The following is a 21487-nucleotide window of genomic DNA, read 5'->3' as shown; positions in this document are numbered from 1 at the left end:
ATGGCCGCCGCCCGCCGCGCGGCCCAACTCGTTCTGCAGGCACTACTGACGTTTATGCCGTTACCGACGGTCGCGGATTTGACAAGGACGAACCAGCGCCGCGTGTGGGCGCACATGGCGCGAGAGGAAGAACTCAGCGCGAAATCGATTATGACCTATATGATCTCCGTGCGAGCTGCCATAAATTATGCCGCTGTTCCGCAGATCATCATGATAGCTGGCGAAGAGCACGAGGTGCAGTTACTTGACGCGCCAGTCTCCATATTTTGCAATCAGGAAGAAATCGCCGAGCACATCGGAGGGTCGGTCTCGACCGGCCGCGAATATATCCCGACGTTCCAGGATCTGGGGCGATGGATGGACGCGATCGAGGAAGAGGATGATTTCCGCTACGTCATCATCGCACTCAACACGTGCGCTCGAAACGAAGCGATATTCGACCTCCGCATCTCGAAGCAGTGGAACCAGGAGTTCGGGACACTCGACTTGAACCCTGTTGGCAGGCGCCAGACCAAAAAGCGCCGTCCGGTCATTCGAGCGACCACAAACCTCGCCGCCTGGTTGGAACACTGGGGGGACGATCGTCCGGTCCGGCAGTATCAGGACACCGTGGAGAAGCGCCTAAACAAGCTCGGCAAGCCGACCGTCGCGGAAGACGGCACGATCATCGACGTGGGCCTCGATATGCCGGAAATGACCTGCTACACCCTGCGGCACTTCATGGCGACGAATATGCGTCGCGCCTCCTTCCCTGTGTCCAGAGAGCAGCGCTCGAAGTGGCTCGGCCACAAGGTCAGCGAGGGGTCGTCAACCACCGACTGGTACGAGAAGTTTGACCCGGACTATCTTGAGCAGCCGATGCGAGCGACCGAAGAAATCATCACGAAGCTGCAACGACACACGAAGCGCCAACTGTTTGCGCCGCGCACAAAAGCCAATGGCAAGGTGCGGGTAATCGATGGCGGAAATCCGTGAGAGCACCGTGAGAGAAAAACCCGGATGTTCCCCGGACGTTCCTGGTTGTTCCCAGCCTTTTCTCCCTGAATTGCCGGAAGTCGGTTCCAAAAAAGGTGGTTTGGGACCAGAGGGTCGGGAGTTCGAATCTCTCCACTCCGACCATTCAATATCCTGATATTCCTGAATTCCCTCGCAGCCGCCTGCGCGCGACCCTGCCGCCGTCACTTCGCCTTGCTTGTCGTCGTGGCGCTGACGATCCTGTCGCCGGACTTGATTCCAAGCTTGGCGACGACGCCTGCATTGAGTTCGACGACGTATTTCACCTCGCCCATCGAATCGATGATATCGCGCGAATAGGGCTTTGCGTTTTCCTTGATGTGGCGGATCGTGCCGGTGTCGTCGGCAAAGAGCATGTCGAGCGGCAGAATGGTGTTTTCCATCCACATGGTGACGCGCCGCGGCTCGTCGAAATCGAAGATCATGCCGGCATCATCGGCCATCGTCTTGCGAAACATCAGCCCGCGGGCGCGCTGATCGGGGGTAGAGGCGATCTCTACGGTGAAATGCAGCACCTTGCCCGCGGCGGTCTGGATGAGCAGCGGCTCCTTGTCGAACCGCATCTGCTCCTCGGCCAAGGCCGGCAGCGCAGCCATGAAAAAAAGCGCCAGGATGGCGCTTCGGATGGCATGAAACAGGGACAGGCCACGCATGTCAGTGCGACCGGCTTGCCGGGCTCGGAACATCAGGATGGATCTCTGCGGCCATCAGGCCCTTTTCGCCGTCGCCGAAGCGGACAAGCACCACCTGGCCGGGACGCAGTTCCGTCAGGCCGAAGCGACGGAGCGTCTCCATATGCACGAAGATATCTTCCGTGCCCTCGCCGCGCGTCAGGAAGCCGAAGCCCTTGGTGCGGTTGAACCATTTGACCAGCGCACGCTCGAGCCCGCTCGTAGCGGTGACCTGCACATGGGTGCGCACAGGCGGCAGCTGCGACGGATGAACCGCGGTCGACTGGTCCATAGAGAGGATCTTGAAAGCCTGGTAGCCGCGCTCGCGGCGCTGGATGAGGGCGACGATGCGCGTTCCCTCGAGGATGGTCTGGTAACCGTCGCGGCGCAAACAGGTCACGTGCAGGAGAACATCCTGCATGCCGTTGTCGGGTACGATAAAGCCGAAACCCTTGGCGACGTCGAACCACTTGACGACGCCGGTGATTTCAACAAGATCGACCGCCTCTCCTGATAGCTCGTCGAGATCGGAGTATTCGTTCGATGAAATCCTGTCAGCCATTGTCGCCAGCCCCTCGAATACGCGTCACACTGTTACGGTTAACTGATTCTTGAAATCAAGATTAACATCTTGGTAACGGATAAGCGCAAGTCCTAGTTTTCGGTTATTCCCAGCTGCACATTTTATAAAGTTGACTTGCCCGAAGCTGACCTCGGCTTGCTGAAAAAAGCCAGCCCCAATAAAGGAGTAGATAGAATGCGTTATCTCCACACAATGGTACGGGTGAAAGACCTGGATGCCTCGCTCGCCTTTTACACCACGCTGTTCGGGTTGGAGGAGATTCGCCGCCACGAAAACGAAAAGGGCCGCTTCACCCTGGTTTTCCTGGCCGCTCGCGACGATCTCGACCGTGCACGCAACGAAAAAGCTCCCTGCCTCGAACTGACTTACAACTGGGATACAGAGGATTATAGCGGAGGACGCAATTTCGGCCACCTCGCTTATGAGGTCGACGATATTTATGCGATCTGCCAGAAGTTGATGGACAATGGCATCACCATCAACCGGCCGCCGCGCGATGGGAACATGGCCTTCGTGCGCTCGCCCGACGGCATCTCGATCGAAATCCTGCAGAAAGGCAGCCCGCTTCCGCCCGCCGAACCCTGGGCCTCGATGGGCAATACCGGCGCCTGGTAAGGGTTTTTCGCCGCAAGGCTTTTGCGAAACTTGCGGCTTTTGCGATTTCGGGTCCGGCCGGCGCCTTGCCGCTTGCCGCGATCCGGCCCCGCAGGCAATCTCCCGATGACTCGAAGCGGAAGGCGGCGTTTATGCCCATTTTCCGCATCAACTGGAGACTGCTCGCTTGCGTAACATGCAGATGCGGATGCCCGTGACAGGCGCTTTGCTGATCGCCACCTCGGTGCTGGCGCTGTCCGGCTGCGCGTCGGACAAGAAGGCGCTCGATTCCGCCGCAGTTGCTCCGGCAGCGTCGGCCACAGTCCCTCAGCTTGCCACGGTAGCGCCCGCAGGCTCTGTCCCTCGTTCGGGCTACACGGACCCTCGACTCGTCAACGTCTCCGGCGCCCAGGCCGCGCCTCAGCTCGTCGCGCAGGATCCGAATGCCGCCGTCCCGCCGGCCGATCCGGCGAGCACAGCACCTGCCAATATCGGCGGGCTCGTCCTGCAGTCGACCCGGATCAACGCGCAGGCGATGAGCATTTTTTCCGATCATCAGCCGGCGCCGCAAAACAACAGCACGTCAACCGTCATCCAGCCGCAGGCCTATACGCCGGTGCAAGGGGCGGCACCCGCGCGAAGCAGCGTCTACAGCCAGCCATACGTGCCGCAGCCGCCGGCGGAGCCGGTGCTGCCGCAGCAATCCTCACAGAACAACAGCACCCAGCTTGCGCCAGTTCAAACAGCGTCGCTCGCCACGGGCAGCATTCCGACCTCGACGATGAATGCGCTCTACAGCGCGCCGAAGCAGAACCTGCTCGGCAGTCTTTCCGGCCTGCTGCAAAAGGCCGCCCTGCCCGGCATGACGCGTATCGCGCCGAATGGCCTGCATGTGCAGAACGACAAGGTCGAGGTCGGCTGCTTCAAGCCCGACCTGCTGAAAGTGATCAAGACGGTCGAAAACCATTTCGGCCGGCCGGTTATTGTCACGTCAGGCTACCGCGACGAAGAGCACAACCGCCTGGTCGGTGGCGCCGACGAATCGATGCACAAGAGCTGCGAGGCGGCCGACATCCAGATCGACGGCGTAACGAAATGGGATATCGCCGCCTATATCCGTTCGCTCCCGAACCGCGGCGGCGTCGGCACCTATTGCCATACGGATTCGGTCCATCTCGACACCGGCAAAACCCGTGACTGGAACTGGGGCTGCGGCGGCAAACGCGCGCCGATAACGACCGCAAGAGCGATCTGACGGCCGCGCGATTTGCGCATTACGTTACGGAAGCACCGCCTCGTCTCGTTAAAGAAACGGCCAACAGCCTATTGATTCAGCTTCAATAATCGGCTTTTCGAACGCCCTCGGATTTCTTGTCATTTTTTTGAAAGAAAAACCGCAATTCCGCTTGCGGGATTCAAAACGCCTGACTATAAGGGCGCCACCACGAAGGAAGCGCCCTTCGTCTATCGGTTAGGACACCAGATTTTCATTCTGGGAAGAGGGGTTCGACTCCCCTAGGGCGTGCCACTTTCTCTCCATATCGAAGCGACCGCACCCGCTTGCATAAGCCGGCGCGCATTCCTATTTCAGTAAAGTTGCCTGCGCCCTTCGTCTATCGGTTAGGACGACAGATTCTCATTCTGTAAAGAGGGGTTCGACTCCCCTAGGGCGTACCACCGGGTTTGCGCAAACGCGTCTAAATCAGCCCGCCGGCCCCTCTTTCCCGTCTCCGTCGCCTGACGATACAAGGTTTTTCCACAGCCGAAAAAAATCGGCGAAAACGATGATTTTTTCACGCCTTGGCGCTTGCGGCCTTCGAAGGTGCTGACTATAAGGGCGCCACCACGAAGGAAGCGCCCTTCGTCTATCGGTTAGGACACCAGATTTTCATTCTGGGAAGAGGGGTTCGACTCCCCTAGGGCGTGCCACTTTTCTCTCAGACATTCAGCCGGTTATTCGGGCCAGATCAGCGGCTTTATCTGCCGCTCGTCCCTCCCCTTGCGCAAGCCTCGCGTGGCATTCGCGCTCGCTCATTCGGAGCGCCGATCAACCGCTCTCTGGTCTAGCGAAATTCCTGCCAACAGTGTGGCGCAAGCTTCACGTCCAATAGTCAGGCACCAAACCAGCCCGAATGCCGTTTCGTGAATCATGGAGACGGCGGCCATGCACGAAGGACGATGCCTTGACGATCAATCAGCCCATTTCCGCTCTGCCGGCCGGTCTTCCTGATCTGGCGCTTCTCACGGAAAAAGCGGCCGGCACGGGATCGGTCATCGTCTATCAGCCCTATCTCGATCCTTCGCAGCGCAGCCAACTCGACGCGGCTGCCGTGCCGCTCGACATCTCGTTCAATACGCAGGCGACAACCCGCGAATATGAGCTCTTCCACATCCTGCATCAGCATCACGAGGCGATCGGCCTCGGTGACGACGTGTTCTGGGGGCTGCTCTCGAGCAAATTCGAGATGAAATCGGTGACCAGCTTCCCGTCCTTTGTCACCGAGGCGGAAAAAGCCAGGGCCGAAGGTGCGGACGCCTATCTTTACAATCCGCTGATCGGCCACGCGGCGATTTACAGCAACGTTTGGGAACATTCGCTGCTTGGCGGCCATCCCGGCATGGAGCCGATCTTCCTGCATATCCAGGAACTCGGCTATCCGATTGCGCCGCCGCAGGACAAGACTGCCTTCATGTTCTGCAACTATTTCTGCGGCAACCGGAAATTCTGGTCCGGCTATTTCGCCTTTTGCGAACGCATTCTCGAATCGCTCGAAAATCAAGCGCGCGTCGGCACGCCGGCGGGCACCGCCTATGCCGGTGAGGCTCACTATTCACGCGATGCCAACGCCAAGATGCGCCCCTTCGTGATCGAACGTCTGCTCGGGCTTTATGTCCAGCAGGCTGCCGCCGCCGGATTGAAGATCGCCGCCTTCGTACCGACCGTTGCCGATTTCGAATGGAAGTTCGGTGTCCGCCTCGGCCGTATGCTGCATGGTCTTTTCACCACCAAGGAAGCCTTTCTGCGCAGCCGTGACCAGGCTCTCCTGACCTCGTGGCAGGAAGGCCGCCAGCCGCTCATCAAGCAGCCGCATCTGATCTGGGGGACTGATGATCCGCCCGCCTGGATGCCGCGCGGCCAATTCATCGGCGGCCGCGAATTGATGCGCGCCTATGCTTCGCAGGCTTCAGGCGCCTCTGCGGCGCCGCAACAGCCGGTACGGACCGAAAGGCCCGCTATGCCAGCCGCTCCGAAGATCGAGCAGCCGCTCCGCAACCCGTTGCAGCCCTTTGCCGGCGGATGGCAGGCGCACAAGGACCGTCATTGCATCTGGATCGTGACGCCGGCCAACTACAGTCACAGCCACGCCTTCGACGAAGTCGCGCTCGGCCTGCAGGGCGCCTTCGAGGAACTCGGCGGCTCGGCACCGATCGTCCGCGACATGAATGCGTTCGCCGGCCGCGCGCCGATCATCTACGGCGGCAATCTTCTCCCCGCCGAGATCGTCGGCCATCTGCCGCAGGACAGCGTCGTCATCAATCTCGAGCAGGTGTCGGAAGAAAGCATCTGGATCAATTCGCGCTACACCTCGATCCTGAAGTCGCTTCCGGTTCTCGACTACAGCCCGCGCAACCGGGAAAATCTCGCCGCCAAGGGCATTGATCATGCCGGCGTGCTCGAGGTCGGCTATAGCCGCTGCCTCAGCCAGATACAGCACGCCCCCGTCAAAGATATCGACGTGCTCTTCTACGGCTCGATGAACGAACGCCGCCACCATATCCTGAAGACACTGGAGCAAGGCGGACTCAAGGTCGCGCACCTCTTCAACATCTATGGTGCGGAACGCGACGCGGCGATTGCCCGTTCCAAGATCGTCATCAACATCCATCATTATACGAGCGGCGTCTTCGAGATCGTGCGCATTTCCTATCTGCTCGCCAATCGCGTCTGCGTGCTGACCGAAGGCGATATCCGCGACCCGGATCTCCAGCCCTTCAGCGGCGGCCTGGCGGTCGAGCCCTATGACAAGATGATCGAGCGCTGCCATAAGCTGATCGCAGATGCCGCCGAGCGCGATTCCATCGCCGCGAAGGGCTTTGCGGCCATGAAGAGCCGGTCGCAAGCGGAGATGCTGATGAGTGTCATGACCGCCGGCAGCTGATGAAATTCGCAGAAGATTACCGCGCCGGAGCCGCGTCGCAGACGCGCAGCTGGATGCGGCGTGAACCCTGGTAGTGCTCGGCCCCGAGCGAACCTGCGACATGCAGGCTGGCGCCGCGTGAATTGATGAGAAGATTGCCGAGTGCCGTATCGGCGGCGCGGAAGGCGATGCCGTCGAGCCGCGATCCGTCCATTGCCTCCAGCGTCACCTTCACATGTTTCTCGCCGACGAGGCGGGCATCGCGCACGCGATGTGCCGGCACGGCAAAGAGCGGCTGGGCGTGACCGGAGCCATAGGGGCCGGCGGCCTCCAGGCGGTCGATGAGTTCGAGAGTGGCGCCGCTTGCGCCGATCGCGCCGTCGATCTTCAGCGTCTCGTTGGCGACGAGGCTGGCCACCGTCCTTTCGGCCTTCTCCGTGAAGAAGCTTCTCAGCCTGCCGAGATTGGCGCGCTCGACCGTCAGTCCGGCGGCCATGGCGTGGCCGCCGCCCTTGACGAGAATCCCCTCGTCGACCGCAGATCGCACCATCCTGCCCATGTCGAAGCCGTTGATCGAGCGGCCCGAGCCGGTGCCGCGGCCGGAGGGATCGAAGGCGATGGCGAAGGCCGGCCGTTTGAATTTCTCCTTCAGCCGCGCCGCGATCAGCCCGACGATGCCGGGATGCCATTTCTCATGGGCAGTGACGATGACGGAGGCCCCTTCGCCGTCGCCATATTCGGCGAGCGCCTCGGCTTCCGCCTCCTGCAGCATGATGGCCTCCATCGCCTGGCGTTCGCGGTTGAGCTCGTCGAGGCGCTGCGCGATCATTTCTGCCTCACCGGCGTCGTCGAGCGTCAGCAGGCGGCTTCCGAGCGCCGCATCGCCGATCCGCCCGCCGGCATTGATGCGCGGTCCGATCAGGAAGCCGAAATGATAGGGTGTCACCGGACCTGCGAGCCCCGCCTTGCGGAAGAGTGCCGCAAGCCCGGCATTGCTCTGGTGGCGGGCGGCGACCAGCCCCTTCACCACATAGGCGCGGTTAAGGCCCTTCAGCGGCACGACATCGCAGACCGTCGCCAGCGCCACGATATCCAGCCATTGCAGCAGATCGATCGCCAGGATGCGCTTGTTGCCGGCCGCACGCAGCAGCCTCAGCGTTGCGACCAGCACCATGAAAACCACGCCGGCTGCGCAAAGATGCCCCTGCCCCGAGAGATCGTCCTCGCGGTTCGGGTTGACCAATGCATGGCAGCGCGGCAGCTCATGTGTCACCTGGTGGTGATCGATGACGACGACATCGACATTGCGCGCGGCAGCGGCTGAAAGCGCCTCGTGACTGGTGGAGCCGCAATCGACGGTGACGATCAGCTGGGCGCCATTGTCGATCAACTGGTTGATCGCCGCCGGATTGGGGCCGTAACCTTCGAAGACGCGGTCGGGAATATAGATGTTCACCTTGACGCCGAAATGGCTGAGAAAGCGATACATCAGCGCCGAGGAGGCCGCGCCATCGACATCATAGTCGCCAAAGATCGCGACGCTCTCGCCGCGCTCGATGGCGCTCACGAGGCGGACTGCGGCCTTTTCGCAATCGGTCAATGTGTGAGGATCGGGCATCAGGCTGCGGATCGTCGGATCGAGGAATTCGATCGCCTCGTCCACCGTGACGCCGCGCCCGGCCAGCACGCGGGCGATCAGATCCGGCAGTCCGTGAATCTGCGACATGGCCAGCGCGCGATTCTGCCCGGCTTGGTCGAGCCGCGCCACCCAGCGATTGTCGAGCGCGGATTTCTCCACGCCGAGAAACGCGCGCTGTACCGGATCGACGGGATCTGCCATGCCATACTCCGCTGACTTCATCTGCTCTTTCTACAGGAGCAGCGGAGATAACATAGAGGTGGATTTACAGACACGGATATTTACCAAGGCATGTCGCGCAAAAGTGTGCGGCGGTTTTGCGAAAACGACATGCGTGCAAGCAAAAACTCTAAAGCGCGAGCGAATCTGAAAGATCGCGACACGCTTTAGAATACCGCCCAGACGATCAGGGCGATGCCGGCCAGTTGCACCAGTATGACCGAAAACAGCGTCAGCAGAATGGCCCAGTTACGGCCTTCCGTGTGTTCGTCGCCGTCAGCCTCATCAGGGACCTCCTGGCGAATTTCATGGTAGGCCGGCTTGAGAATTTGCTCAAGCATATCAGGACGGTCTGGCGGCGCGTCGCTCGGGCGGCCATACCCCTTACCGGCGTGGCTGTCCTTGCTCATGAAATTCTCCACGCAGACGACTCACCATCTCTGGTTTAGTTATATCAATATTTCGGTATCTGTTAATATAGGCTTCCGTAACGGAAGGTTGAACAAATAATAAAAAAACCGCCCTGCCAGAGACAGGGCGGTTCAACCGTTCCGAAACGGGAAGAATGGCTCAGCCTTCCTCTTTCGGCCGCTCGATGCGAATGACCTGCGGCTCGCCGAAGAGATAACCTTCCGACTTGATCGAGGCGACCGCCCTGCGCACCGACTCCTCCATCGTCGCGTGGGTGACGAGAATGATCGTCTGGTGATGCGAGGGGGCCAGATGCTGCTTGGAGCGCTGGACGATCGATTCCAGCGAGATGTTGTTTTCTGCCATGCGGGTTGCGACGCTGGCAAAGACGCCGGTGCGGTCGAGCACGGTCAGGCGGATGAAATAGCCGCCTTCATGGCTCTGCATCTGCGCCTTGCGGTAGGGCTCCAGCGTCGTTGCGGGATGGCCGAGCACCGGTACGCGCTGGGCGCCCGGCTGGCTCTTGGCGATATCGGCGATGTCGCCGAGCACCGACGAGGCCGTGGCATTGCCGCCGGCGCCGGGGCCGACCATCAGCAGCTCGCCGAGCACGTCGGATTCGATCGCCACCGCATTGGTGACGCCGTCGACCTGGGCAATGACCGAATCGACCGGCACCATTGTCGGATGGACGCGCTGCTCGATGCCGGTATCGGTGCGCTGGGCAACACCCAGGAGCTTGATGCGATAACCGAGCTCGGCGGCGGCGTGGATATCCTCGATCGAAATGTTGGTGATGCCTTCCAGATAGATATCGTCGGCCGCAATGCGATTGCCGAAGGCGAGCGTCGTCAGGATGGACAGCTTGTGGGCCGTGTCGTTGCCCTCGATATCGAAGGCCGGATCGGCCTCGGCATAACCCAGCCGCTGCGCTTCCTTGAGGCATTCGGCGAAGGAAAGCCCCTCCTTCTCCATCTTGGTCAGGATGTAATTGCAGGTGCCGTTCATGATGCCGTAGATGCGCGAGACGGCATTGCCCGTCAGCGATTCGCGCAGCGCCTTGATGACCGGGATGCCACCGGCGACTGCCGCCTCGAAGTTCAACAGCGCGCCCTTCTCCTCGGCGATCGTCGCAAGCTCGACGCCGTGATAGGCAAGCAGCGCCTTGTTGGCTGTCACCACATGGAGACCACGCTGGAGTGCGGCGCGCACCGAGACGTTGGCCGCCCCTTCGGCGCCACCCATCAACTCGACGAAGACGTCGATATCGCCCTTTTCGGCAAGGTCTTCCGGGCGGTCGAACCAGGTAACAGCGGAAAGATCGATGCCGCGGTCCCTCGTCCTGTCACGCGCGGAGACCGCGGTGATGGTGATCGGACGCCCGCAGGTGACGGCAAGCTCGTTGCTCTTCTGCTGAATGATGCGGACTAGCGAGGCGCCAACGGTGCCCAAGCCCGCAATGCCGATTTTGAGGGCATCTGCCATGGATCGATCCTGAATGTCTGTGTGGCGGCAGCCGCGAAACACGGCTGCCGGAGAGTTGGATTAGCGGTGCGCGTTCAGCGAGATGACGTTATGCATCGTCTCGTCTGCCGTCGACATGAACTTCTTGATGTTGCGCGCAGCCTGGCGGATGCGGTGTTCGTTCTCGACAAGCGCCAGACGGACATAGTCGTCGCCCATTTCGCCGAAGCCGATGCCAGGGGCAACGGCGACGTCGGCCTTCTCGACCAGCAGCTTGGAGAACTCCAGCGAACCGAGATGACGGAACTTTTCCGGGATCTTCGCCCAGGCGAACATGGTGGCAGCCGGCGGCGGCACGTCGAAGCCGGCCTTGCCGAAGCTTTCGACCATGACGTCGCGGCGACGTTTATAGACGTTGCGGACTTCCGCAATGTCGGAGCCGTCGCCGTTCAGCGCATGCGTCGCCGCCACCTGGATCGGCGTGAAGGCGCCGTAGTCGAGGTAGGACTTGACGCGGGTCAGCGCCGCGATCAGCCGCTCGTTGCCGACGGCAAAGCCCATGCGCCAGCCGGGCATGGAGAAGGTCTTCGACATCGAGGTGAACTCGACCGTGACGTCGATCGCACCCGGTACTTCGAGAACCGACGGCGGCGGGGCGCCGTCGAAGTAGATCTCGGAATAGGCGAGGTCGGAAAGCACGATGATGTCGTGTTTCTTGGCGAAGGCGACGACGTCCTTGTAGAAATCGAGCGTCGCGACAAAGGCTGTCGGGTTCGAGGGGTAGTTGAGAATCAGCGCCAAGGGCTTCGGGATCGAATGCCGGACCGCGCGTTCGAGCGGCTCGAAGAAGCTCGCATCCGGCTCCACCGACATGGAGCGAATCACGCCGCCTGCCATCAGAAAGCCGAAGGCGTGGATCGGATAGGTGGGGTTCGGGCAGAGGATCACGTCGCCAGGCGCGGTGATCGCCTGCGCCATGTTGGCGAAGCCTTCCTTGGAGCCCAAGGTGGCGACCACCTGCGTATCCGGGTTGAGCTTGACGCCGAAACGGCGGGCGTAATAGGCGGCCTGGGCGCGGCGCAGCCCCGGAATGCCCTTGGACGACGAATAACGGTGCGTGCGCGGATCCTGCACGACCTCGCACAGCTTGTCGACGATCGACTGGGGAGTCGGAAGGTCAGGGTTTCCCATGCCGAGATCGATGATATCGGCGCCGCCCGCTCGCGCGCTTGCTTTCAAACGGTTGACCTGTTCGAAAACATAAGGCGGCAAACGCCGGACTTTGTGAAACTCTTCCATTTCATTCCCCATGGAAAGGCGGCTTTTCGGGCCGCAGTCGAAGTTCGTTCCGTCTCCCGGCGGCTGCGACACGAACTTCAGAATCGCAACGCCGTATTCATCAGACCCAAGCCACGCGGCAAATCTTTGACGGAAAGGCCGCGTAACGCGCTTTATCGGGAAAATTATGTCTTCCGATCCATCCGGAAGGCTTTGCGTCCAAATTGCCTGAAAGGCAAGGTCTATTTGGAGATTTCGGAGAGCGTATCGGTGCCGTGTTCGGCGGCCAGGCGCCGCATTTCGGCGACCTTGGCCTGATAATCGGCTTCCGAGAGGGTGCCGGCCTTGCGCTGGGCGGCAAGTGCGGTCAGCTGATGCTGCAGGTTGGCCGCCTGCTCGTCGCTCATCTGGACGTTGGCGGCCGTCAGCGGCGCGCCGAAATTCGGATAACCGTCCGGCGACTTAGCAAGGCCGCCTTCGACCGCCTCGCCCTTGGTCGCCGGCATGACGACGGCGGTCGGCGCCGCTCGCTTGGCGGCGGCGGCGGCCTTCTGTTCCGCCGTCAGATTGCATCCGGCAAGGGCCATCGCCGCCGCGGCGCAGATCAGTGCGGTGCGGTTGAAGGTTGCGATGCGCAAAATGCCGTTCTTCGTCATGCCTCAAAAATCCAGTTCTGACTGCTTCGACTGTTAAATTTGTCGCAGCCACAAAGCAATAGCATGAGCCGACGCGCGTGGAACTTGTTTTCTCGTTCAATCACGATGTACAACGATTGGATAAAAAGAGTGCTGCCGCCGGAGGAAATGGTGACCGACAGCAAGAAGGAGAGTGGCGGCAAGGCCGGTATCGACGCGACCGATCTCGATCCCTATCTGCTGAAGGATCCCGAGGCCATGGCGATGAATTTCGCCCGGGCGCTCGAAAATCTCGGACAGGCAGCGTCTGCCTGGCTTGCGCCGCGCGAACGCGGCGAGATCACCGAAAGCGCCATCGATCCGATGACCGACATGGTCAAGACGCTCTCCAAGGTCACCGAATACTGGATTTCCGATCCGCGCCGGACCTTCGAGGCGCAGACCCAGCTGATGTCCTCGTTCTTCGGTATCTGGATGCGATCGATGCAGCGCATGCAAGGCGCGAGCGGCCTGCAGGGCGGCCCCACGCCGCCGGAGCCGGATACCCGCAAGGACAAGCGCTTCTCGGACGAGGACTGGCAGAAGAATCCGTTCTTCGATTTTCTCCGCCAGGTCTATTTCGTCACATCAGACTGGGCGGAAAAGCTGGTGTCGGAGACCGACGGCCTCGACGAGCACACCAAGCACAAGGCCGGATTCTATGTGAAGCAGATTACGGCTGCGCTATCGCCGACCAACTTCGTCGCCACCAATCCGCAGCTCTACCGCGAGACGATCGCGACCAGCGGCGCCAATCTGGTGCGGGGAATGAAAATGCTCGCCGAGGATATCGCCGCCGGACATGGCGATCTTCGCCTTCGCCAGACCGACATGACGAAATTTGCCGTTGGCCGCGACATGGCGCTGACACCAGGCAAGGTGATCGCCCAGAACGACATCTGCCAGATTATCCAATACGAGGCTTCCACCGAAACGGTGCTGAAGCGGCCGCTGCTGATCTGCCCGCCCTGGATCAACAAATTCTATATTCTCGACCTCAACCCGCAGAAATCCTTCATCAAATGGTGTGTCGACCAGGGTCAGACCGTCTTCGTCATTTCCTGGGTCAATCCGGATGCGCGCCACGCCGATAAGGACTGGGCGGCCTATGCCCGCGAGGGCATCGATTTCGCGCTTGCGACAATCGAGAAGGCGACCGGCGAGAAAGACGTCAACGCCGTCGGCTACTGCGTCGGCGGCACGCTGCTGGCGGCGACACTGGCGCTGCATGCCAAGGAAAAGAACAAGCGCATCAAGACCGCGACCCTCTTCACCACCCAGGTCGACTTCACCCATGCCGGCGATCTCAAGGTTTTCGTCGACGAGGAGCAGCTTACGGCGCTCGAAGAGCATATGCAGGCGGCCGGCTATCTCGACGGCACGAAGATGTCGATGGCCTTCAACATGCTGCGCGCCTCCGAGCTGATCTGGCCCTATTTCGTCAACAACTACCTCAAGGGCCAGGATCCCCTGCCCTTCGACCTCTTGTTCTGGAATGCCGATTCGACCCGCATGGCGGCGGCAAACCATGCCTTCTACCTGCGCAACTGCTATCTCCGGAATGCGCTCACGCGAAACGAGATGATCCTCGACGGCAAGCCGGTGTCGCTGAAGGATGTGAAGATCCCGATCTATAATCTCGCCACCCGCGAGGATCACATCGCCCCTGCCAAGTCCGTTTTCCTCGGCAGCCAGTTCTTCGGCGGCAAAGTGGAGTTCGTCGTCACCGGTTCGGGACACATCGCCGGCGTCGTCAACCCGCCCGACAAGAAGAAGTATCAATATTGGACCGGCGGCCCCGCCAAGGGCGACTACGAGACCTGGCTCGACCAGGCGACCGAGACGCCGGGATCGTGGTGGCCGCATTGGCAGGCCTGGATCGAGACGCATGACGGCAGACGCGTGCCGGCGCGCAAACCCGGCGGCGACGCGTTGAACGCGATCGAGGAAGCGCCGGGAAGTTATGTGATGGAGCGCGCCTGAGAAGGCCCAAAGCATCTCTTTTTGAGACGTCGAGAGAAAGAGCGACGCCGCGTAAATAAATTAGAAACCATAATTCGTCATCCTTGCGAAACGGTCGGATGTCGCAACTGGTCTAAATTCGGCCCATTTGCGCCTTTACCGGCCCCGGCGAAGTTTAGTCAGTCAGTGCCGCCGGCCTGCGTAGCGAGTTTGAAAGACGAGTTTAGTATGGCGTTTGCGGTCGGGACGTTCGATAACGTCACCCCTCTTGGCGGATCTGCTTTCCGTTGGCGCAGATCTCGCGGTTTTCTTTACGGTGTCGTCGGCGCCGGATTTCTGACCTCCACATGGCTGATCGCGACTTTCGCGACGATGCATTCGATGGCCGTGCCCTATTCTCCGTCTGATCGCCTGACACAGGTCGGGACCGCGCCGAAGCTGGCGCCGCCGTCACACCATGAGCGGCTGATTCATGTCGGCAAGGCCGATCGGCTGGCTCCCTTTGACGCGAAACCGAAGATGCCGCTAACGGCGAGCCTCATCCAATCCCATGCCGAAAAGACCGCCGCCGCGGCAACGGCGCTGGCGTCTCTGACAAAGAACAATCGGCTCACCATAGCTGCCGAGCAACCGGTCGTCGCCCCGATTTCCGACAGCGCCAAATTCCGCAAGGATGATGTGATCGCGCCGCCGCCGGTCGAGCTTGCCTCGGTAGAGCCAGAAGAAGGCGATAGCGACCGGATCATTATTCCCTCGAAAGAGGCCATCGCCGCAGCCGAAGTCCCGGCCCTGCTTGCGCTTGCCGATGCCGGACCCCGGCAGATCGCGCCGGCCCCGGTCGAGCCGGCCGCATCTCCCGTCAGAACCGCCTCCATTCCCGCCTCAGAACCCGCACCTGTCGTGGTTGCCGCCGCGGAAGAAGCGCCGCCCTTCGATCTCGTCCTGGCCCCGGATGAAGGTTCCGTGCCGCTGCCGATGGCGCGTCCCGATGGCCTCGTCGGCAAACCGGCGCCGACCGCCAAGGGTTCGCAGCGCGCTGGCGAGCCGGCACTTGCCTACGCCCAGCCGAACTCGCCGATCGAAGATGACGAAGACGATGCCGTGCCGCGTTACGACAAGCCGGTCTTTTCGCCCAAACTGCGCGCAGGCGTGGCGATCTACGACATCGAGAACAGCACCGTCTATCTGCCGAACGGCGAACGGCTGGAAGCCCATTCCGGCCTCGGCAAGATGCGCGACAACCCGCGCTACGTGGACAAGAAGATGCGCGGACCGACACCGCCGCACACCTATGTCCTCACCATGCGCGAAGCCCTTTTCCACGGCGTCGAGGCGCTGCGCCTGACGCCGGTCGAGGGTTCGGACGCCATCTTTGACCGCGTCGGCCTGCTGGCCCACACCTACATGCTCGGCAGGAACGGCGATTCCAACGGCTGCGTCTCGTTCAAGGATTACAAGCGCTTCCTCGCCGCCTACAAGCGCGGCGACATCAAGCAGCTCGTGGTGGTGCCGCGGCTGAACAACAAACCGGCTTCGACGCTCGCCTCGCTGTTTTCATCGCGAAGCTAGCCGATAGGAGAGCGAGCAGCCGGCTGCCGGCGCGCTACTTCAACCAGGCTGCGATTCGTTCCACCGCCTCGGCGATCTCGGCTTCCGAGCCCGCATAGGATAGACGCAGGGTTCGATTTCCTTCCAGGGGATCGAAGTCAAGGCCGGGCGTTGCCGCGACGTCGATTTCCGCGAGCATGCGTTTGGCAAAGCCCATGCTGTCATTGGAAAAGCGGGTGACGTCGAGGTAGGCGTAGAAGGCGCCGTCCATCGGCGAGGCGATCGAAAGGCCGATCTGCGGCAGGCGCCGCATCAGCAGCTCGCGGTTGGCGGCATAGCTCGCCTTGTAACGATCCAGCTCGGCACCGGCGCCGAGAGCGGCGGTGGCGGCGATCTGGGAGAACTCGGGCGGGGAAATATAAAGGCTCTGCGCCACCCGCTCTATCGGCCGCACCAGCCGTTCCGGCAGCACCATCCAGCCTATCCGCCAGCCGGTCATGCAATAATATTTGGAGAAGGAATTGATGACGATCGCCTCGTCTGTCAGCTCCAGCGCGCTCGCCTCCTCGCCGGCAAAGGCCAGCCCGTGATAGATTTCATCAGAGATGAAGGCGATGGAATGGGCGGCGCAATAATCCGAAAGCGCCTTCAGCCCCTCGCGGCCGGTCACCGTGCCGGTCGGGTTGGCGGGGCTTGCAAGCAGCACGCCTTTCAGCGTCAGGCCGCTTTCCTTCTGCGCCACTTCCAGGCTCTCAGGGGTGAGCGTAAAGTGGGTCTCGGCCGTGACAGGCACTTCGAGAACCTTCAGACCCAGCGCGCCGAGAATGTTGCGATAGGCGGGATAACCGGGCCTTGCGATCGCCACCGCATCGCCGGCATCGAAGAGCGACAGGAAGGCCAGATTGAAGCCCGCCGAGGAGCCGGTGGTGATGGCAATGCGCGCGGGATCGATCTCCAGTCCGTGGCGATCCCTATAGTGCCAGGCAAGTGCGGATTTCAACCGCGCCGTCCCCAACGCATCGGTATAACCGATCCGGCCGTCAGAAAGTGCGGCGCGCGCCGCCTCGAGGGCTGCCTGAGGCGCCGGATGCGAGGGCTGACCGACCGCCATCGAAATCACGGGATGACCTCTTGCACGCCGTTTCGTCGCCTCCGCCAGAACGTCCATAGCGTGAAAAGGCTCGACTTCGCTGCGTTTCGATATGGAAAACAAGATCGCTTCTCACTCGGCTTCTTCAATGACGGCCCGACAATTGCCGTATTAATCGGCTCATCACAATCCCGCGAGGGCCGCGCGGGGATGAAAAATTCCTGTTTGATGAGAACCGGACGCGCCGTACCTTGACGCGACGCATTCAAGTCCATTAACCCGACGACGGTCTTCTCGACAAAGAGACGGCCACACCGCCGCTGACGAGGATATCATGGCATTCTTCCCGAAAACCTTCACCGCACTGGCGCTTGCCGCATCGATCGCCCTTCCGCTTCCGGCGGCGGCGCTCGACGACCAGCAGAAGAAGGAGTTCGGCGAATTCATCAAGCAATATCTGATCGAGAATCCCGAGATCATGATCGAAGTCCAGGATGCGCTGCAGAAAAAGCAGGAAGCCCAGCGGCTGGTGAAGGCCAATATGGCGATCGAAGAGAACACCGCCGACGTCTTCGATTCGAAGAACGACGTCACGCTCGGCAATCCCAAGGGCGATGTCACCGTCGTCGAATTCTTCGATTACAATTGCAGCTATTGCCGGCACGCACTTCCCGACATGCAGGCGATGCTGAAGAAGGACAAGAACGTCCGCTTCGTGCTCAAGGAGTTTCCGATCCTCGGACCGGATTCGGTCGCCGCCCACAAGGTAGCCGATGCCTTCCGCAAGCTGGCGCCGGAGAAATATGCCGATTTCCATGTCGCCCTTCTCGGCACCGAGGGCCGCGCTTCCGACGAAACAGCGATCGCGGTCGCCGCTTCGCTCGGCGTCAGCGAGGACAAGATCCGCGCCGAGATGGCAAAGAGCCCGAATGACGGCATCGTCCAGGCGACCTACCAGCTCGCCTCCAGCCTCGGCATCAGCGGCACGCCCTCCTATGTGATCGGCAACGAACTGGTGCCGGGCGCCGTCGGGCTCGACGATCTCGAAGCCAAGGTCAAGAACATGCGCAGTTGCGGCAAGACTGCCTGCTGAGCAAACCAGCCGCCGGTCGGCCGCCCATCAAATCGCCAAAATCGAAGCGTTTCAGCCATGTGGACAAATGTGGCGTGATTCCCGCTGGCCAACCCGTAAGGGCTTTCATTCAGCCTTCGCGGAGTCTATAGGTTGCCGTCGTACATTTTACGGAACATTCGATGACGCAAACGATTTTCGTCCTGAACGGCCCCAACCTGAACATGCTGGGTAAACGAGAGCCCGGCATTTATGGCGGCAAGACGCTGAAGGACATCGAAGCCGACTGCAAGGCCGCCGGCCGCGAGTTCGGGTTTGATATCGATTTCCGGCAGAGCAACCACGAAGGCACGCTTGTGGACTGGCTCCACGAGGCAGATGAAAAGGCCGCCGGCGTTGCCATCAACGCGGGCGCCTATACGCATACATCGGTCGCGCTGCATGATGCGATCCGCGCCATTTCCATTCCCGTCATCGAGCTCCACATATCCAACGTGCATGCACGGGAAGAATTCCGTCACAAGTCGATGATCGCGCCGGCATGCAAGGGCGTGATCTGCGGCTTCGGGACTCACAGCTACATCCTGGCGCTCCACGCGCTGAAGAACATCACGGCATAAGAAGAAGACAGGGCAACACCATGGCTGAAAAGAAATCGGGTATCGATCAGGCACTGATCCGCGATCTCGCCAATATTCTCAACGATACGGATCTGACAGAGATCGAGGTCGAGCAGGACGACCTGCGCATCCGCGTTTCGCGCGCCGGTACGCCGCAATACGTCCAGGCGCCGATCGCAGCACCCAGCTATGCCGCAGCCGCTGCGCCGGCAGCCGCTACCGCGCCGGCCGCAGCGCCCGCCCGTAACCCCGCCAACGTCGTCAATGCTCCGATGGTCGGCACCGTCTACATGGCGCCGGCTCCGGGCGCGCGTCCGTTCATCGAGGTCGGCGCGACCGTCAAGGAAGGCCAGACGCTCATCATCATCGAAGCGATGAAGACGATGAACCAGATCCCCTCGCCGAAGTCCGGCAAGGTGACCGAGATCCTCGTCGATGACGGACATCCCGTCGAATACGGCCAAGCCCTCGTGGTCATCGAATAGGCCGATGCCCATGATTTCGAAAATCCTCATCGCCAATCGCGGGGAAATCGCCCTTCGCGTGCTCCGGGCCTGCAAGGAGCTCGGCATCGCCTGCGTCGTGGTTCATTCCACCGCCGACGCCGATGCCATGCATGTGCGCCTTGCCGACGAAAGCGTCTGCATCGGCCCGCCCTCCTCGCGCGAGAGCTATCTCAACATCCACCAGATCGTCGCCGCCTGCGAGATCACCGGCGCCGATGCCGTGCATCCGGGCTACGGCTTTCTGTCGGAGAATGCCAAGTTCGCCGATATCCTCGATGCCCATGGGATCACCTTCATCGGGCCGACGGCGGACCACATCCGCATCATGGGCGACAAGATCACCGCCAAGACGACGGCGCTCGAACTCGGCATTCCCGTCGTTCCGGGCTCGGACGGCGAAGTGAAGACCGAAGAGGACGCGCTGAAGACGGCCGCCGAAATCGGCTATCCCGTGCTGATCAAGGCCACGGCCGGCGGTGGCGGACGCGGCATGAAGGTCGCCAAGAGCGAGGCCGACCTGATCGAAGCCTGGTCGACGGCGCGCACGGAAGCGGCAGCTGCCTTCGGCAACGATGCCGTCTACATGGAAAAATATCTCGGCAAACCGCGCCACATCGAAATCCAGGTGTTCGGTGACGGCGAAGGCAATGCCATCCATCTCGGCGAGCGCGACTGCTCGCTGCAGCGCCGCCACCAGAAGGTTTGGGAAGAGGCGAATTCGCCGGCACTCAACGTCGAGCAGCGCATGAAAATCGGCCAGATCTGCGCCGACGCCATGAAGAAGCTGAAATATCGCGGCGCCGGCACGATCGAATTCCTCTACGAGAATGGCGAGTTCTATTTCATCGAAATGAACACCCGTCTGCAGGTGGAGCATCCGATCACCGAAGCGATCACCGGCATCGACCTGGTGCATGAGCAGATCCGCGTCGCTTCCGGCGGCGGTCTCTCGGTGACGCAGGACGAAGTGCATTTTTCCGGTCACGCCATCGAATGCCGCATCAATGCCGAGCACCCGCGCACCTTCGTGCCCTCGCCCGGCACGATCACCCATTTCCACGCGCCGGGCGGCCTCGGTGTGCGCATCGATTCCGGTGCCTATCAGGGCTACAAGATCCCGCCCTATTACGACAGCCTCATCGGCAAGCTGATCGTGCACGGCCGCACCCGTGTTGAATGCATGATGCGCCTGCGCCGGGCGCTCGACGAATTTGTTGTCGACGGCATCAATACGACGCTGCCGTTGTTCCAGGATCTCGTCTCCAACCAGGATATCGCCAACGGCGACTACGACATCCACTGGCTGGAACACTACCTCGCCAACACACCGGCGGCATAGGGCAGGAATGGCAGGATCGCGCAGGAAGTCACCAGGCATCACCCCTGACATTCTCCTGCGCGCCTATTCCATCGGCCTCTTCCCGATGGCCGAATCCGCCGACGACCCGGAGATCTTCTGGGTCGAACCGGAACTGCGCGGCGTGCTGCCGCTCGACCATTTCCATGTGTCGAAGAGTCTTGCCAAGACGGTGCGAAGGAAACCCTTCGAGATCCGTTTCGATCACGCTTTCGATCAGGTGATCGCGGCTTGCGCGGAGGAGACATCCGGGCGCCCGAGTACCTGGATCAACAAGACGATTCGATCACTTTACGCGACGCTCTTCGACATGGGTCATGCCCATACCGTCGAAGCCTGGGATGGCGACGAACTGGTCGGCGGTCTCTACGGCGTCTCGCTCGGCTCGGCCTTCTTCGGCGAAAGCATGTTTTCGCGCCGCACGGATGCCTCGAAGATCTGCCTCGTGCATCTGGTCGACCGGCTACGGGAAAGGGGCTTCACCCTGCTCGACACGCAATTCACCACCGGGCACCTGAAGACGTTCGGAGCGATCGACGTTCCAAAGGCCGATTATGCCGTGATGCTTGCGACGGCGATGGAGTCGCCGCACCTCAAGTTTTAAGCCCGATTGATTCATCCAAACGTTGATTTTCCACCTGGCTTG

General features: G+C 61.1%; 19 protein-coding genes and 3 tRNA genes. 14 read left to right on the top strand and 8 right to left on the bottom strand.

Features of this window, described 5'->3' with window-relative positions; genetic code table 11:
- On the top strand, positions 1 to 975 hold the full coding sequence (locus FHX10_RS16545) for a hypothetical protein (RefSeq protein WP_184389700.1): 975 nt from the start codon (positions 1 to 3) through the stop codon (positions 973 to 975).
- A 203-nt stretch (positions 976 to 1178) separates the two neighbouring features.
- Here the strand turns inward: FHX10_RS16545 and FHX10_RS16540 are convergent, their stop codons facing one another.
- A complete protein-coding gene (locus FHX10_RS16540; protein WP_063475491.1) occupies positions 1179 to 1667 on the bottom strand; it encodes a DUF192 domain-containing protein in 489 nt (162 codons plus the stop codon).
- Position 1668: 1 nt separating this feature from the next.
- Positions 1669 to 2247: a cold-shock protein gene (locus FHX10_RS16535; protein ID WP_012757289.1), complete on the bottom strand. Its 579-nt coding sequence runs from the start codon at positions 2245 to 2247 to the stop codon at positions 1669 to 1671.
- A 195-nt stretch (positions 2248 to 2442) separates the two neighbouring features.
- Between FHX10_RS16535 and gloA the strand changes: the two genes are divergently transcribed.
- The 6 genes from gloA (at position 2443) to FHX10_RS16505 (ending at position 7022) form a co-directional block, all read left to right on the top strand.
- The gene (gloA, locus tag FHX10_RS16530; RefSeq protein ID WP_047614874.1) at positions 2443 to 2883 is read left to right on the top strand and encodes a lactoylglutathione lyase; all 441 of its coding nucleotides are present in this window, start codon (positions 2443 to 2445) and stop codon (positions 2881 to 2883) included.
- A 166-nt stretch (positions 2884 to 3049) separates the two neighbouring features.
- The gene (locus FHX10_RS16525; RefSeq protein WP_097545494.1) at positions 3050 to 4117 is read left to right on the top strand and encodes a YcbK family protein; all 1068 of its coding nucleotides are present in this window, start codon (positions 3050 to 3052) and stop codon (positions 4115 to 4117) included.
- A 198-nt stretch (positions 4118 to 4315) separates the two neighbouring features.
- Positions 4316 to 4390: transfer RNA gene (locus FHX10_RS16520), tRNA-Glu, on the top strand.
- 74 nt (positions 4391 to 4464) lie between these two features.
- Positions 4465 to 4539 (top strand) — tRNA-Glu (locus FHX10_RS16515).
- 177 nt (positions 4540 to 4716) lie between these two features.
- Positions 4717 to 4791 (top strand) — tRNA-Glu (locus FHX10_RS16510).
- 254 nt (positions 4792 to 5045) lie between these two features.
- Positions 5046 to 7022: a hypothetical protein gene (locus FHX10_RS16505; RefSeq protein WP_047614872.1), complete on the top strand. Its 1977-nt coding sequence runs from the start codon at positions 5046 to 5048 to the stop codon at positions 7020 to 7022.
- Positions 7023 to 7038: 16 nt separating this feature from the next.
- Here FHX10_RS16505 and recJ read toward each other — a convergent pair whose 3' ends face one another.
- From recJ to FHX10_RS16480, 5 genes are all read right to left on the bottom strand, one after another.
- Complete coding sequence (gene recJ, locus FHX10_RS16500; protein ID WP_063475488.1) at positions 7039 to 8841, bottom strand: single-stranded-DNA-specific exonuclease RecJ; 1803 nt, start codon at positions 8839 to 8841, stop codon at positions 7039 to 7041.
- Positions 8842 to 9026: 185 nt separating this feature from the next.
- Positions 9027 to 9269 carry a hypothetical protein gene (locus FHX10_RS16495; RefSeq protein WP_097543916.1) on the bottom strand — a complete coding sequence of 81 codons (243 nt, stop codon included), beginning with the start codon at positions 9267 to 9269 and terminating at the stop codon, positions 9027 to 9029.
- 160 nt (positions 9270 to 9429) lie between these two features.
- Positions 9430 to 10755, bottom strand: coding sequence for a homoserine dehydrogenase (locus FHX10_RS16490; RefSeq protein ID WP_097543915.1), 1326 nt, complete (start codon positions 10753 to 10755; stop codon positions 9430 to 9432).
- A 60-nt stretch (positions 10756 to 10815) separates the two neighbouring features.
- On the bottom strand, positions 10816 to 12033 hold the full coding sequence (locus FHX10_RS16485; RefSeq protein ID WP_047614866.1) for an LL-diaminopimelate aminotransferase: 1218 nt from the start codon (positions 12031 to 12033) through the stop codon (positions 10816 to 10818).
- 221 nt (positions 12034 to 12254) lie between these two features.
- Positions 12255 to 12668, bottom strand: coding sequence for a hypothetical protein (locus tag FHX10_RS16480; protein ID WP_047614864.1), 414 nt, complete (start codon positions 12666 to 12668; stop codon positions 12255 to 12257).
- Positions 12669 to 12815: 147 nt separating this feature from the next.
- On the opposite strand from FHX10_RS16480, the gene FHX10_RS16475 reads away from it, so the two are divergent.
- Both FHX10_RS16475 and FHX10_RS16470 read left to right on the top strand, forming a co-directional pair.
- The gene (locus tag FHX10_RS16475) at positions 12816 to 14669 is read left to right on the top strand and encodes a PHA/PHB synthase family protein (protein WP_409527294.1); all 1854 of its coding nucleotides are present in this window, start codon (positions 12816 to 12818) and stop codon (positions 14667 to 14669) included.
- A 207-nt stretch (positions 14670 to 14876) separates the two neighbouring features.
- The gene (locus FHX10_RS16470; protein WP_097543913.1) at positions 14877 to 16217 is read left to right on the top strand and encodes a DUF2778 domain-containing protein; all 1341 of its coding nucleotides are present in this window, start codon (positions 14877 to 14879) and stop codon (positions 16215 to 16217) included.
- Between the two features lie 34 nt (positions 16218 to 16251).
- On the opposite strand, the gene FHX10_RS16465 is transcribed toward FHX10_RS16470, so the two are convergent.
- On the bottom strand, positions 16252 to 17409 hold the full coding sequence (locus FHX10_RS16465) for a pyridoxal phosphate-dependent aminotransferase (protein WP_184389699.1): 1158 nt from the start codon (positions 17407 to 17409) through the stop codon (positions 16252 to 16254).
- A 211-nt stretch (positions 17410 to 17620) separates the two neighbouring features.
- Between FHX10_RS16465 and FHX10_RS16460 the strand changes: the two genes are divergently transcribed.
- The 5 genes from FHX10_RS16460 (at position 17621) to aat (ending at position 21445) form a co-directional block, all read left to right on the top strand.
- Positions 17621 to 18379 (top strand): DsbA family protein, encoded by a 759-nt coding sequence (locus FHX10_RS16460; RefSeq protein WP_097543911.1) that lies wholly within the window; start codon positions 17621 to 17623, stop codon positions 18377 to 18379.
- 161 nt (positions 18380 to 18540) lie between these two features.
- Complete coding sequence (gene aroQ / locus FHX10_RS16455; RefSeq protein ID WP_047615706.1) at positions 18541 to 18978, top strand: type II 3-dehydroquinate dehydratase; 438 nt, start codon at positions 18541 to 18543, stop codon at positions 18976 to 18978.
- 20 nt (positions 18979 to 18998) lie between these two features.
- On the top strand, positions 18999 to 19463 hold the full coding sequence (gene accB / locus FHX10_RS16450) for an acetyl-CoA carboxylase biotin carboxyl carrier protein (protein ID WP_097543910.1): 465 nt from the start codon (positions 18999 to 19001) through the stop codon (positions 19461 to 19463).
- 4 nt (positions 19464 to 19467) lie between these two features.
- The gene (gene accC, locus FHX10_RS16445; protein WP_174824496.1) at positions 19468 to 20823 is read left to right on the top strand and encodes an acetyl-CoA carboxylase biotin carboxylase subunit; all 1356 of its coding nucleotides are present in this window, start codon (positions 19468 to 19470) and stop codon (positions 20821 to 20823) included.
- 7 nt (positions 20824 to 20830) lie between these two features.
- Positions 20831 to 21445, top strand: coding sequence for a leucyl/phenylalanyl-tRNA--protein transferase (aat, locus tag FHX10_RS16440; protein WP_097543909.1), 615 nt, complete (start codon positions 20831 to 20833; stop codon positions 21443 to 21445).
- Positions 21446 to 21487: the final 42 nt, after the last annotated feature.

The organism is Rhizobium sp. BK591 (assembly GCF_014195045.1).
GTDB classification, from domain to species: Bacteria; Pseudomonadota; Alphaproteobacteria; order Rhizobiales; family Rhizobiaceae; genus Rhizobium; species Rhizobium anhuiense.
This window is presented reverse-complemented; position numbering and strand designations above follow the sequence as displayed.